This window comes from Sphingomonas sp., from assembly GCF_035317925.1.
Classification (GTDB): Bacteria; Pseudomonadota; Alphaproteobacteria; order Sphingomonadales; family Sphingomonadaceae; genus Sphingomonas_I.
Window position 1 is genome coordinate 45619 of sequence record NZ_DATHFV010000127.1, and the last position, 13360, is coordinate 58978.

Consider the following 13360-nt stretch of genomic DNA (forward strand, 5'->3'; position numbering starts at 1 on the left):
GGCGGTCGCGCGCCTCAACGGCCCTGGAAATAGCCGGCGTCGTTCATGTCTTGCAGCAAAGTCGGCCCGCTGGGTTCCCAACCGAGCAGCGCCCGCGTGCGCGCGCTCGATGCCGGAACATCCATGCCCGCGAACATCGCGAACCAGCCGAAATGCGCCTGTGCCTCTTCCGGAGACAAAGCGGTAATCGGTACGCCCAGATGATGCCCGATCGTCTCGGCGATCGCCTTGAACGGCACGCCTTCTTCCGCGATCGCATGATAGGGGCCATCGGTCGCACCCCGCTCGAGCGCGAGGCGATAGACGCGCGCCGCGTCGAAGCGGTGCGCGGCCGGCCAGCGATTGCTGCCGTCGCCGACATAGGCCGAGACGCCTTTCTCCCGCGCAAGATTGATCAGGAACGGCACGAAGCCATGATCCCCCGTGCCATGGGTCGATGGTGGCAGCCGCACGCTCGTCGCGCGGACGCCGCGCTCCGCCACGGCCGCCGCTGCCGCTTCGGAACGGCGCGGGAAGGCGGGGCTGGGATTATCGGCCTCGCTCGCCAGCCGGCCTTCCGCCAGCAGCGCGAGGCCGGAGGTGACGAGCAGCGGGCGCTGCGATCCTTCCAGTACCTCGCCGATCGTCTCGATCGCGCGGCGATCCTCTTCGCAATTTTCGATGAATTTCGAGAAATCGTGATTGAACGCGGCGTGGATCACGCCATCGGCCTCGGCCGCGCCGCGCCGGAGGCTGTCGAGGTCGCCGACTCCGCCGCGCTGGACCGCGGCGCCCGCGCGCGCAAGCGCCTCGGCGCTGGCGTCAGACCGCGCGAGGCCGAGCACCTGATGGCCCGCCCCCACCAATTCCTGGACGATCGCCGATCCGACGAAGCCCGTGGCGCCGGTGATGAAAACGCGCATACCAATCTCCTGTTCGCTCTAGGCGATCTTCATGCGGCGCTGTATCATCCTGTTAAAGTAGTGACATTATCAGGGTATAAAGACTAACAGGATGGCCGCGACCCCCCACGACAATCCGCTCGGTTTCTATCTCAAGGACCGGCGCACCAGGCTCGATCCGGCAGCGTTCGGCTTTTCGGGTACGCGCCGGCGTACGCCTGGCTTGCGCCGCGAGGAGGTAGCCCAACGCGCCAATATCAGTCCCACCTGGTACACCTGGCTCGAACAGGGACGGGGCGGCGCGCCGTCGGCCGACGTGCTCGACCGGATCGCGCGTGCGCTGATGCTGACCGAGGTCGAGCGCGAACATCTCTTCCTTTTGGGACTCGGGCGTCCGCCCGAGGTCCACTACAAACCCGCCGAGGGCGTGACCCCGCGTCTGCAGCGTCTGCTCGACGCACTCGATGTCAGCCCGGCGCTGGTGAAGACGGCTTTGTGGGATGTGGTCGCCTGGAACCGCGCCGCGGCGGTCGTGCTCACCGATTATGGCGCGCTGCCGCCCGACCAGCGCAACATCCTGCGCATGATCTTCCTCGATCCACGCGTCCGCGCCGCGCAATTCGATTGGGACAGCGTCGCGCGCTTCGTCGTCAGCGCGTTCCGGGCGGATGCCGCGCGGGCCGGCGCGAGCGCCGAGGTCGAGCCGCTGGTCGCCGAACTATGCAGGCTGAGTCCCGAATTCGACACGATGTGGCGCGACAACGACGTTCGTACCTACGGCGACGGGATCAAGCATCTCCGTCACCCGATCCTGGGCCCGATCGCATTCGAATATTCGTCTTTCGTCGTCGATGGCCGGCCCGATCTCACCATGGTGGTCTATAATCCGGCGACCGCGGAAGACGGGGATAGGGTGAGATCGTTGCTGGACCAATAGGGCGCAGGCCAAGGCGGAACCGGTCGAAGGAGGTCTTAGCGTCCCTGCGCGCGCCAGCGCTTGATCGTACGGTCGAGTTGTTCGCGCTCGCCGCCGGTCTGCGTCCAGGCGGTGCTGAACACGGGATCGTGGCTGGCGGGGAGCTGGCTATGGTCGAGCGGGTCGAACGACACGCGGATCGGGATCGGCACGCCTTCGCCGACCATGATCGCCTCGCGGTTGCGCAGCGCCGGGATCGCGTCGATCATGCCGCGCGCGCCTTCGGGCACGGCGGATCGCACGAAGCTCTGGTCGCGCTCGTTGTTGAGCCGCATCGCGATGATCGTGCCGCATTGCGACAGCACGCCTTCGGCCAGATCGGACGGGCGCTGCGTCACCAGCCCGAGCGACACGCCATATTTGCGGCCTTCCTTGGCGATACGCTCCAGCACCGCGCGCGCGGGCGCGGACGAGCCGGCGGGGATGTAACGATGCGCTTCCTCGCACACGAGCAGGATCGGATGCTGTTCGGCGCCGCGCGACCAGATCGCATGATCGAAAATCAGTCGCGCGAGCAGGGCGACCACCACGGCGGTCACCTCCGACGGTACGCCCGACAGGTCGACGATCGCGAGCGGCTTGCCGTCGCCCGGCAGGCGCAGCAAGCGCGCGAGCACGTCCGCCAGCGTGTCGTTGGCCATCACGCCCGAGAACATGAAGGCGTAACGCGGATCGGCCTTGATCTCGTCGAGCCGCGCCTTGATCCGCATATAGGGCGCCGCGCCGATCCCGCCTTTGTCGAGCTTGCCCATTTCGGCGGTGAGGATGATCCCCAGGTCGGACAACAGATAGGGTATCGGCGAATCGACCGTGAGCCGTGCCGCCCCGTCCGCGCCGCGATTCTTGGCGCGCGCCGCGAGCAGGCATTTGGCGAGCGCATCGCGGTCTATCTGCCGTTCCGCCCCGCTCGAATTCAGCAATATCTCGGCATGTTCGTCGAGGTTCATCAGCCAATAGGGGATGGCGAGATTGGTGACGTCGAACACCGCCGCCTTGTCCTTGAACGAGGTGCCATATTCGCCGTGCGGATCGATCATCAGCACATGGCCGTGGGGCGCCGCGTCGCAGATGCGGTGGAGGATGAGCGCGGTCGCGCTCGACTTGCCGGTGCCGGTCGATCCCAGCACCGCGAAATGGCGGCCGAGCAACGTGTCGATGCAGAGCGACGCGGGAATCTGGCCCGACGGATGGACCGTGCCGATCTGGATATGCGGCCGTTCGTCGGGCGCGAAGATGGTGAGCAGTTCGTCCTCGGCGACCGCATGCAGCGCCGCGCCCGGCATCGGCAGCAAGGTGACGCCGCGCCGGAAATTGCCGAGCCGGTCGTTCACGTCGGCACCTTCGCCGACGAAATCGATCATGCCGAGGATCAGGTCGGAATCGGCCTGCGCCAGCCGCAGGGTGCGGATCTGGCCCAGCACCCAGCGGTTGCCGACGCGCATCTTGACGTGGCTGCCGATCGATCCCGGGGGCGCCCCGACGCCGTTGGCCTTGCGCACCAGCGCCATCATATGGCCGTCGAACGAGACTTGCGCCCCCGCGCCCGCGATCTCAAGAACGCGGCCGAGCTCCATCGCGTCGCCCACCGTTATTGCGGGTACGATCCGGTCATGTATGCCCATGGCTTCTGCCTAGCCCAATAGGGTTAAGGCTTTCCTCACCGCGTATGTGATTGGCGCCGTTCTTCAGCGCCGAAGGCGCGTGAAACCAAGCGCCGCGAACCAGCCTAATAATAGCGAAAGCGCGATCGCGGTCAGACCGTACCAGAGCGGATAATGGTCGGCGGCGTTGGTGACGAAGCGTTCGAAACCCGATTTGCCGATCGCGATCTCGCGCGTCGCTGCCGCAACGATTCGGCCATTTCGGATAAGATAGGTTTCGGCGGTATAATTGCCGACCGGCACGCGCGCCGGGATCGGCACCAATGCGCGATAGAGCACGCCCTCGCGCACCGAAACCGTGCCGACATGCTCGGCATAAAGCCCGCTCTTGCGCTTCAGTTCGACCAGCCCCTGCTCGAACCGCGCCTGCTCGTTGGCGCTCGCGCCGTTGGCGGGGGACAGCAGCAGATTGCCGATCCCGATTTCGTAGATCGCGGCGGTACGGGGGCTGACGAGCTGGGCGAGCGGGCGCGACGTCGCGACCGCGTAAAAGCTCGGCACCGACCGGAAACGCTCGCTCGCATGGTTGATCCAGATGCCCGCGACCTTGGCCTTCTCGCGTACCAGCAACGGTTCGGACGGGCCCTTGATCACCACCGCGATATCGGTGTCGGGCGCGGGCGCGCGTCCGCCGGGATAGAGGATCGCGCCGAACAGGAGCAGGTCCGCGCCGGTGAAGCTGTAGGCGATATCGATCTGCGTGTCGGACACGTCGGGCACCAGCCGCGGCTCGGCCGCGCCGATCAGCAAGGGCAATGCCGCCAGCAAGGCGAACGCCCTTTTCATAGCCCCTGCACCGTATAGATCGCATCAGGCCGCCAGGTCAGGCCAAGCGCCATCCGGATTGCGACCGCGAGCACGATCACCGCCAGCGCCATGCGCGCGCGTTCGGGGCGGACCTTCTGCACCAGGCTCGACCCGATCTGCGCGCCGGTAACCGATCCGATCAGCAGCAGCCCCGCCAGCACCAGATCGACCGCATGCGTCGTCAGCGCGTGGACCAGCGTCGTGGTCGCGGTGACGAACAGCCCCTGGAATAGCGAGGTACCGACCACGACCCGCGCCGACACGCCGAAAACATAGAGCATCGCCGGCACGAGGATGAAGCCGCCGCCAACGCCCATCAGCACGGTCAGCAATCCGGTGATGAAGCCCAGTATGAACGGCGCCAGCGGTGAGATGTAGAGGCCGGCGCCGTAGAAACGCCAGCGCCCCGGCAGCGCCGCGATCCATTTGCGGTGGCGCTTGGTGGTGATCGGCGGGGCAGGCAATCCGCTCCGCGTCGCCACCACCGCGCGCGCCGACTCGCGCGCCATCGCCAGTCCGATCCAGCCGAGCAGGACGACGTAGAGCAGGCCGATGATCGTATCGATCTGCCCGCTCTTCTGGAGCAGGCGGAAGATAAAGCCGCCGACCAAAGATCCCAGCGCGCCGCCCGCGACCAGCACCGCGCCCATGCGGAAGTCGACCCCCTGCCTTTTGCTGTGCGCGATCACGCCCGACACGCTCGCGCCGGTGATCTGCGTCGCCGACGACGCCACCGCCACCGCCGGCGGCACGCCGTAGAAAATGAGCAAAGGCGTGGTCAGGAAACCGCCGCCCACCCCGAACATGCCCGACAATATGCCGACCGCGCCGCCCAGCAGCACGATCACCAGCGCATTCACCGACAGGCCGGCAATGGGGAGGTAAAGGTGCATGCCCCGTTAGACTCTACTGGCGATGCCCTTTCAACCCGCCCTCTCTGCTAAACCGTCATGCCGGACCTGTTCCGGCATCCACCCATCCTCCGCACCGCCGCGCTTGGGATGCGGTGGACCCCGGAACGGGTCCGGGGTGACGGAAGGACGGGGCGGCGTGCTAGAGCCCAACCATGCCCGCATTCCTCGAACGCCCCGGCTTGCCCCGCATCGCCTACGATCAGCGCGCCGGCGCCGGCCCGACGATTGTCTTCCTGCCCGGCTACGGCTCCGACATGACCGGCTCCAAGGCGATCGCGCTCGATGCGTGGGCCGAGGCGGAGGGACGCGCGATCCTGCGTTTCGACTATCGCGGCTGCGGCGAGAGCGAGGGCGTGTTCGGCGAATCCACGCTCGACGATTGGCGCGACGATGCGCTCGACGCGATCGACACGCTCGCCCAGGGGTCTTTGATCCTGGTTGGCTCGTCGATGGGCGGCTGGTTGATGCTGCTGATCGCGCTCGAGCGGCCCGAGCGCGTCGCGGGGCTGGTCGGCATCGCCGCCGCGCCCGATTTCACCGAATGGGGCTATGACGAGGTCCAGCGCGCGACGCTCGCCACCGACGGCCTGCTCGTCAGCGACCATCCCGATTATGACGAACCCGAGGTCACGACCAAGGCCTTCTGGGACAGCGGCCAGGTCAATCTGCTGCTCGGTGACGAAATCCCGATCGATTGCCCGGTGCGTCTGCTGCACGGGCTGGAGGACCGGGACGTTCCGCCGTCGATCGCCTTCCGCCTCGGCCGCGTGCTCCGTTCAGCCGATGTGCAGACCATGCTCGTCAAAGGCGGCGAACATCGCCTGTCGCGGCCCGGCGATCTCGGCCTGCTGCTGACGACCGTCGCCGCTTTGATCGAGAGCTTATGATCCCGCTGTTCCTGCTCGCCGCCTTGACCGAGATTTCCGGCGATCCGGCACGCGTCGCCGCCTGCCGCAAACTGATCGTGACCGATCCCAAGGCGGCGGTCGAGCAGGCGAGCGCCTGGGCCGATCGCGACAAGAGCGTGCCATCGCGTCAATGCCTCGGTCTCGCTTTCGCCGCGGTCGAACGGTGGGTTCCGGCCGAGGCCGCGCTCGCGATGGCGGCGGCGCAGTCGGACGCGCAGCGCGACGGCCACGGCCCGCAACTCTGGAGCCAGGCCGCCAATGCCGCGCTCGCCGCCGATCAGCCGGCCAAGGCGCGCGCGGATATCGACCATGTCGTGGCGCTCCCGGACCTCGCGCCGACGCTGACCGGCGAGGCGTGGATCGATCGCGCGCGCGCCGACGTCGCGCTCGACGATCTCCCCCAGGCGCGCACCGACATGGACAAGGGACTGGCTTTGGTCCCGCAGGATCCGTTCGCCTGGCTCTTGTCGGCGACGCTCGCGCGGCGTCAGAAGGATCTGCCGCGCGCGCAGAAGGATATCGCGGTGGCGCTCAAATCGGCGGGCGACGATCCGTCGGTCCAGCTCGAGGCGGGAAATATCTATGCCGCCGCCGGCCAGATGGACGCCGCGCGCTCGGCCTGGACCCGCGCCGCGCAGATCGCGCCGGACGATCCCGACGGCAAGCAGGCGGCCGCCTTGCTCGGCCAGCCGAAATAGCGGTTTCACCGACTCGCAACGGAGGCGTAAGCGCCACCCATGCCCAAATATCTCCACACCATGATCCGCGTGTCCGATCCCGACGCGACGATCCGCTTCTTCGAATTGCTCGGCCTCCGCGAAGTGCGGCGCATGGACAATGAAAAGGGGCGCTTCACGCTGATCTTCCTCGCAGCCCCTGGCGACGAGGAGGCGCAGGTCGAGCTTACCCATAATTGGGACGAGGCCGGTTATGACGGCGGCCGCAATTTCGGCCATCTCGCCTATCGCGTCGATGACATCTACGCGACCTGCCAGCGGCTGATGGACGCCGGCGTGACGATCAACCGCCCGCCGCGCGACGGCCACATGGCGTTCGTGCGCACGCCCGATAACATCTCGGTCGAATTGCTGCAGGATGGCCATTTGCCGCCGCAGGAGCCGTGGGCGTCGATGCCCAATACGGGCGCCTGGTGACGCGGCGATGATCGAGGTCGTCCGCATTCCGGTGCTTGAGGACAATTATATCTGGCTGGCGCATGACGATGTCAGCGGCGAGACGGTGGTGATCGACCCCGCCGAGGCTGCACCGGTATTGGCGGAAGCGGACCGGCGAGGCTGGCGGATCGGCCAGATCTGGAACACGCACTGGCACGGCGATCACATCGGCGGCAACGCCGCGATCAAGGCCGCGACCGGCTGCCTCGTCACCGGCCCCGCCGCCGAGGCCGCCAAGATCCCGACGCTCGACCGCATGGTGGGCGAGGGCGACGTGGTGCACATCGGCGCGGTCGCGGCGCACGTGCTGGAAGTGCCCGCGCATACCGCCGGCCATATCGCTTATTACCTTCCCGAAGCGGGGATCGCCTTCGTCGGCGACACCTTGTTCGCGATGGGCTGCGGGCGATTGTTCGAAGGGACGCCGGCGCAGATGTGGACCAACATGCAGCGCCTCGCCGCCTTGCCGTCCGAGACGATCGTCTATTGCGCGCACGAATATACGCAGGCGAACGGGCGCTACGCGCGTGTCGCCGAACCCGACAATCAGGCGGTGATCGATCGCATGCGCGAGGTCGACGCGCTGCGCGCGCAAGGGCAGGCGACCGTGCCGACCACGATCGCGCTCGAACTTGCGACCAATCCCTTCATGCGCGCGGACAGCGTCGAGACGCTCGCGCGGCGCCGCGCGGAAAAGGATATTTTCCGGGGATGAACCTTCGCGCCCGAAGGCGTATCAAAGCGTTATGGCACAAGGAGGATTTTCCCATGCGAAGCCTGATCCACGCCGCCCTGATCGCCGGCCTGACCGCCGCCCCGATCGCGCCGCTCGCTGCCGCCCGCCTCACGCCTGAGGCGCAGCTCGCCAAGCTGATCGATGGCCGCGTCGCCGGCAAACCGGTCGACTGCATCAACCTCGGCATCAGCAGCAATGATTCGCAGAAGATTCCGGGGCTGGCCATGGCCTATCGCCAGGGCACGACCTGGTATGTCAGCCGGTTCCAGGATGGCTGCCCGCAGCTCCGTGATGACACGATCCTGATCACCAGGGTCCACAGCTCGCAGCTCTGCCGCGGCGATTTCGCGGAGCTGCGCATGAGCGGCGCGAACATTCCGGTCGGCACCTGCGTGTTCGACAGCTTCGTGCCCTACCGCAAGGAATAGCATCATGGCCCGAACGCTGATCGCGCTGGTGGCCGGTGGTCTGCTGGCGGCACCGGCCTGTGCAAGCACGGATGCGCTGTCCGATCTGCTCAAGGGCAAGACCGCGGACGCGCCGCGCCGGTGCATCTTCCCCGACCGCTCGGCGCAGCCGGAGATCATCGACGGTACCGCGATCGTCTATCGCGATGCGCGCTACACCTATGTCGCGCGCTTCAAGGGCGGCTGCCCGGCCTTGCGCGAGGGCCGCCGGATCGTGACCCGCGGCGCCGGCGGCCAATTATGCGAGAATGATCCGGTGCACGTGACCGAGACGACCGGCGCGGACTTCGGCTTTTGCACCTTCGACCAGTTCACGCCGTACAGAAAGGCGCGCTAAGCCCGCGGAAACGGCGGTCCGCGTTTGTTTGAACGGGCTGAAGGCCTGGCCTGAGCAAGCGGGGGAAGGCCTCGACCCTGCGATCGCGCTGCCAGAGCTCGAGCGGATAGGGTCCCCGGTAGAGTTTTGCGGCTTCGATCGCGGCTGCGTCGCTATCGGCTTCGATCGCTTCGAAGCGATCGATGTGGCCGCCGACACTGGTCATGAAATAGAGTCGATAATTGGTCACAGACGATCTCCAGCCAGGGGGTCAGGCTTCTGTCGTCAACACCACGCACTCATCAACGATAATAAGTATATCGAGCGGAATGCAAAAATAACAAGGTTAAGTATCGGATATTATAGGACCAATATGACCCGATAAAATTGGGAACATATTGTCGATAATCTTAGTCAGCTGACAAGTGAGAGAAGAATTATTTATATGAATGGTGCCTGTACGCCAAAGGAGCGTCAGGCCTTCGGTCCGTACAGCGCGTCGAGACGCTCCCCATAACGTTCGCGCAGCACGTGCCGCCGCACCTTGAGCGACGGCGTCAGCGCGCCATTCTCGATCGTGAAGGCCTCGTCCGCCACGAGCACGCGGCGCACCCGTTCGATCACCGACAGGCCCGCATTGACGCGATCGACCGCCGCCATCATCGCCTTGTGCAGGTCGGTGCCCGGGGCGAGCGTCGCTTCCCATTCCTTGTCGGGCACGACCAGCCCGACCAGGTACGGCCGCCGGTCGCCGATCACCATCGCCTGCGCGATCTCGGGTTCGAGCGTGAGCATGCCCTCGACCCGCTGGGGCGAGACATTGTCGCCCTTGTCGTTGACGATCAGGTCCTTCTTGCGGTCGGTGATCACGATCCGCCCCGCTTCGTCGAGATGGCCGACGTCGCCGGTATGGAGCCAGCCGTCGATCAGCACGCGCGCGCTCTCGGCATCGTTGCGCCAGTAACCGTGCATCACATTCTCGCCGCGCACGAGGATCTCGCCATCCTGGGCGATCCTGACCTCGGTGCCCATCACCGGCGGCCCGACGCTCTCCATCGTGATGCCCGCGCGCGGCCGATTGACCGAGATGAGCGGACCGCACTCGGTCTGGCCATAGCCCTGCAGCAACGTCACGCCGAGCGCGCGGAAGAAGCGCCCGACCTCGGGATTGAGCGGCGCGCCGCCGGACACCAGGGCCTTCACCCGCCCGCCGAACCGCGCGCGCACCTTCTTGCGCACGGTCACGTCCAGCAGCAGGTCGAGCGGCTTGTCGGCAATGCTCTTTTTCGGCTTGGCATCGAGCGCGAGCGCCTGAGCGAGCAGCCATTGCGCCGCTTTGCCCTGCTTCTCGATCTGCTTGATGATCCGCCCGCGCAGCAATTCGAACAGGCGCGGCACCACGATCATGATCGTCGGCCCGACCTCCTCCATGTTGGAGGCAAGCTTCTCGATGCTCTCGGCATAATGGATCTGGCCGCCCAGGCTGATCGGGAAATGCTGGCCGAACGTATGCTCATAGGCATGGCTCAGCGGCAGCAGGCTCAGGAAGATTTCCAGCCCGCTCTCGAAATCCCCGCGGATGACATCGGTCGCGCCCGCGCAATTCTGCAGGATCGCGCCATGATGCTGGCGCACGCCGCGCGGGGACCCGCCGGTGCCGCTGGTATAGATGACGCAGGCAACATCCTCGCGCTTGAAGTCGGCGCGCGCGGCCGCGGCCGCGACATCGCCCGGCTGGTCCGCGACCAGGGCATGCCATTCGTGGATGCGGACCGCGCCGATCCGCTCGCGCTGCAGCGGCTCGATCCCGATCACCATCTCGCATTCGGATGATCTGGCGACGGCCGGCAGCAGCGTCTTGGCAAGCGCCGCGGTCGAGACGATCGCGATGCGCGCGCCGCTGTCGTTGAGGACATGCGCATGATCGCTGGTCGTGTTGCTGGTATAGGCCGGCACGGTGATGCCGCCCGCAGCCATGATCGCGAGATCGGCAATCGCCCATTCGGGCCGATTCTCGGACACGAGCAAGACCCGGTCGCAGCGTTCCAGCCCGAGCCCGCGCAGCGCCTCGGCAAGCTTGGCGACGCAACGCGCGGTCTCGGCCCAGCTCAGCGACCGCCACGCGCCGTCTTCCTTCCAGAACAGGAAAGGCGCGTCGCCAAATTCGGCCGCGCGCGTGAAGAACATCGTGACCAGATTGGGGAAGGGCTCGATCGCCATCGTCTCTCCTGCCCTTATTATTCCCCTCCCGCTTGCGGGAGGGGTTGGGGAGGGGCGTCCCCCCTTGCACCAGCGCTGAATGCCCTCCCCCGCCCCCTCCCGCAAGCGGGAGGGGAGAAGATTGCTTATTCGTGCACCCCGGGCTGCATCGTAACGCGCTTGCCGCCGGTCACCGTCCCGCTCACCGCCATCGCCACGCCTTCGCTGCGCGGATCGGCGGCACCGGCCCAGCGCCCGCCGACCTGCTCGATCGCATTGGCCTTGAGCCCCAGCGGCGCGGGCCGCAGCCGCTCGCCGAGCTGCGCTAACGCCGGCAGCATCGGCTCCAATTGCGTGCCTTGCTCGACCACGCCGCCCGGGCCGGGCGTGTAGATCAGCCCCATCCCGATCGCGTCCTGCGCGCGCATATGCCAGTCGAGCACGCCGATCAGCGCCTTGGCGACCTGCGCGATGATCGTCGATCCGCCCGCCGCACCGATCGCGATCCGGACCTTGCCGTCGGGGCCGTAGACGATCGTCGGCGCCATCGAGCTGCGCGGGCGCTTGCCGGCTTCGACGCGGTTGGCGGCGGACATGCCGCCGCGTTCGGGGACGATATCGAAATCGGTGAGCTCGTTGTTGAGCAGGATGCCGTCGACGGTCAGGCCCGATCCGAACACGCTTTCGATCGTCGAGGTGACCTCGACGACGTTCCCCTGCGCGTCGACCGCCGCCATGTCCGTCGTGCCATGTTCGGGGCTGGCGATCCCCGCCATCCGCACCGGCACGCCCGCGGGCGCGCCGGGCGCGATCGTCGGCATCGTGCGGTCGGGCGCGATCAGCGCCGATCGGCGCGCGAGATAAGTGGCGTCGAGCAGGCCGCGCACTGGCACGGTCACATGATCGGCGTCGCCCATGTAGGCGTCGCGGTCGGCGTAGGCGAGGCGCTCGCTCTCGGCCAACAGATGCCAGGCAACGGGATTGTCCTTGCCCAGCTTGGCGAGGTCGAACCGCTCGAGTTGCTTGAGGATCATCAGCACGGTGATGCCGCCGGCCGAAGGCGGCCCCATGCCGCACACGCGATAGACGCGGTAGGTGCCGCAGATCGGCGCGCGCTCCTTCGCCTGATAGGCGGTGAGGTCGGCCATCGTCATCTTCGACGCGTTGCGCGGCGCATGATTGACCGCCGCGACCAGCTTCTGGCCAGGCTCGCCATGATAGAAATAGTCCGGGCCTTGTGCCGCGATCTTCGCGAACAAGGCGGCCTGTTCGGGATCCTTCAGGATCGCGCCGACCGGCAGCGCGGTGCCGTCGGCCGCGAAGAAATGCTTCCGGCCCCAATCGGAGAGGATCGCGTCGCCCCATTGCGCGATCGAATTGTGCAGGCGCGGGGTTATCCTGTAGCCATCGCGCGCCAGCCGGATCGCGGGCTGGAACAGGGCCGCCCACGGCAGCCGGCCATAGCGGGCATGCGCCAGCGCCATCATCCGCAGATTGCCGGGCACGCCGACGCTGCGTCCGCCCGGTACCGCTTCCTGATGCTGGAGGGGCTGGCCGTTCTGATAGAACCAATGCCCGTCCGCCGCCGCCGGCGCGGCCTCGCGCCCATCGAACGTCGCGAATTTGTTCGTCTTCGCATCATGATGGACCATGAAGCCGCCGCCGCCGATGCCCGAGCTTTGCGGCTCGACCACATTGAGCGCGAGCATCATCGCGATCGCCGCGTCGGCGGCGCTGCCGCCCTTGCGCAATATCTCGACCCCGGCCGCCGCCGCGCGCGGATCGGCAGCGGACACCAAGCCGGCTTTTGTCTGTGGGGATCTGGCGGGCGCCGCCGCCAGCGGCAGCGCGAGCGCGGCGAGGAGGAGCAGGAGGGGGCGGATCATGCGGCCCCTGATAGCCGGTCGAAATGCTCCCGCAAGCGCTACCTCGTCACCCCGGACTTGTTCCGGGGTCCACCGGGAGATCAACGCAACGGGTCGAAACCCAGCGCCGCCGCCAGATCGTTCCACTCCGGATTATCGCGCTCGATCAGGTTCCTTTTCCAGTCGCGCGGCCATTTCTTGATGCGTTTTTCGGATGCGATCGCATCGGTCATCTGGTCGGTCAGTTCGTACCAGACCAATTGCTTCACATCATGGCGTTTGGTGAAGCCGTCGTGCGCGCCCGTTCGGTGCTGCGCGACACGCGCGCCAAGGTCCGAAGTCATGCCAACATAGAGCGTGCCGTTATAGCCGCTGGCTAGCATGTAGACGCACGGTTGCCGTTCCCGCATCCGGGATTTGTGCCGCCCGGTGGATGCCGGAACAAGTCCGGCATG

At 66.8% G+C, this 13360-nt stretch carries 15 protein-coding genes; 7 read left to right on the forward strand and 8 right to left on the reverse strand.

Translation table 11 applies throughout. The features are described 5' to 3' along the window. Nucleotides 1-14: 14 nt before the first annotated feature. A complete protein-coding gene (locus VK533_RS09400) occupies nucleotides 15-902 on the reverse strand; it encodes an SDR family oxidoreductase (RefSeq protein ID WP_324376754.1) in 888 nt (295 codons plus the stop codon). A gap of 91 nt (nucleotides 903-993) precedes the next feature. Here VK533_RS09400 and VK533_RS09405 point away from each other — a divergent pair, with 91 nt between their 5' ends. Then, complete coding sequence (locus VK533_RS09405; RefSeq protein WP_324376756.1) at nucleotides 994-1818, forward strand: helix-turn-helix transcriptional regulator; 825 nt, start codon at nucleotides 994-996, stop codon at nucleotides 1816-1818. A 35-nt stretch (nucleotides 1819-1853) separates the two neighbouring features. On the opposite strand, the gene VK533_RS09410 is transcribed toward VK533_RS09405, so the two are convergent. From VK533_RS09410 to VK533_RS09420, 3 genes are all read right to left on the reverse strand, one after another. Continuing rightward, the gene (locus tag VK533_RS09410) at nucleotides 1854-3479 is read right to left on the reverse strand and encodes an ATP-binding protein (protein WP_324376758.1); all 1626 of its coding nucleotides are present in this window, start codon (nucleotides 3477-3479) and stop codon (nucleotides 1854-1856) included. A gap of 63 nt (nucleotides 3480-3542) precedes the next feature. Next, complete coding sequence (locus VK533_RS09415; protein ID WP_324376760.1) at nucleotides 3543-4304, reverse strand: TIGR02186 family protein; 762 nt, start codon at nucleotides 4302-4304, stop codon at nucleotides 3543-3545. Next, nucleotides 4301-5218 (reverse strand): sulfite exporter TauE/SafE family protein, encoded by a 918-nt coding sequence (locus tag VK533_RS09420; RefSeq protein ID WP_324376762.1) that lies wholly within the window; start codon nucleotides 5216-5218, stop codon nucleotides 4301-4303. The genes VK533_RS09415 and VK533_RS09420 overlap by 4 nt, the downstream gene beginning before the upstream one ends. Before the next feature lie 173 nt (nucleotides 5219-5391). On the opposite strand from VK533_RS09420, the gene VK533_RS09425 reads away from it, so the two are divergent. From VK533_RS09425 to VK533_RS09450, 6 genes are read left to right on the forward strand one after another with little or no spacing between them, the layout of a single operon-like run. Continuing rightward, nucleotides 5392-6126 carry an alpha/beta hydrolase gene (locus VK533_RS09425; RefSeq protein WP_324376765.1) on the forward strand — a complete coding sequence of 245 codons (735 nt, stop codon included), beginning with the start codon at nucleotides 5392-5394 and terminating at the stop codon, nucleotides 6124-6126. Then, the gene (locus tag VK533_RS09430) at nucleotides 6123-6845 is read left to right on the forward strand and encodes a hypothetical protein (RefSeq protein WP_324376767.1); all 723 of its coding nucleotides are present in this window, start codon (nucleotides 6123-6125) and stop codon (nucleotides 6843-6845) included. The genes VK533_RS09425 and VK533_RS09430 overlap by 4 nt, the downstream gene beginning before the upstream one ends. A 39-nt stretch (nucleotides 6846-6884) precedes the next feature. Next, nucleotides 6885-7301: a VOC family protein gene (locus tag VK533_RS09435; protein WP_324376769.1), complete on the forward strand. Its 417-nt coding sequence runs from the start codon at nucleotides 6885-6887 to the stop codon at nucleotides 7299-7301. 7 nt (nucleotides 7302-7308) lie between these two features. Then, a complete protein-coding gene (gene gloB, locus VK533_RS09440) occupies nucleotides 7309-8037 on the forward strand; it encodes a hydroxyacylglutathione hydrolase (RefSeq protein WP_324376771.1) in 729 nt (242 codons plus the stop codon). 53 nt (nucleotides 8038-8090) lie between these two features. Further along, entirely contained in the window at nucleotides 8091-8486 is a 396-nt protein-coding gene (locus VK533_RS09445) for a hypothetical protein (RefSeq protein WP_324376773.1), read from the forward strand. Nucleotides 8487-8490: 4 nt separating this feature from the next. Continuing rightward, nucleotides 8491-8862: a hypothetical protein gene (locus VK533_RS09450; protein WP_324376775.1), complete on the forward strand. Its 372-nt coding sequence runs from the start codon at nucleotides 8491-8493 to the stop codon at nucleotides 8860-8862. Here VK533_RS09450 and VK533_RS09455 read toward each other — a convergent pair. The 4 genes from VK533_RS09455 to VK533_RS09470 form a co-directional block, all read right to left on the reverse strand. Next, the gene (locus tag VK533_RS09455) at nucleotides 8837-9091 is read right to left on the reverse strand and encodes a hypothetical protein (RefSeq protein WP_324376776.1); all 255 of its coding nucleotides are present in this window, start codon (nucleotides 9089-9091) and stop codon (nucleotides 8837-8839) included. The two genes, VK533_RS09450 and VK533_RS09455, sit on opposite strands and share 26 nt — an antisense overlap. Before the next feature lie 224 nt (nucleotides 9092-9315). After that, a complete protein-coding gene (locus VK533_RS09460) occupies nucleotides 9316-11061 on the reverse strand; it encodes an AMP-dependent synthetase/ligase (protein ID WP_324376778.1) in 1746 nt (581 codons plus the stop codon). A 125-nt stretch (nucleotides 11062-11186) separates the two neighbouring features. After that, nucleotides 11187-12926 carry a gamma-glutamyltransferase gene (gene ggt / locus VK533_RS09465; RefSeq protein ID WP_324376780.1) on the reverse strand — a complete coding sequence of 580 codons (1740 nt, stop codon included), beginning with the start codon at nucleotides 12924-12926 and terminating at the stop codon, nucleotides 11187-11189. An 80-nt stretch (nucleotides 12927-13006) separates the two neighbouring features. After that, nucleotides 13007-13315 carry a GIY-YIG nuclease family protein gene (locus VK533_RS09470; RefSeq protein ID WP_324376782.1) on the reverse strand — a complete coding sequence of 103 codons (309 nt, stop codon included), beginning with the start codon at nucleotides 13313-13315 and terminating at the stop codon, nucleotides 13007-13009. Nucleotides 13316-13360 lie beyond the last annotated feature (45 nt).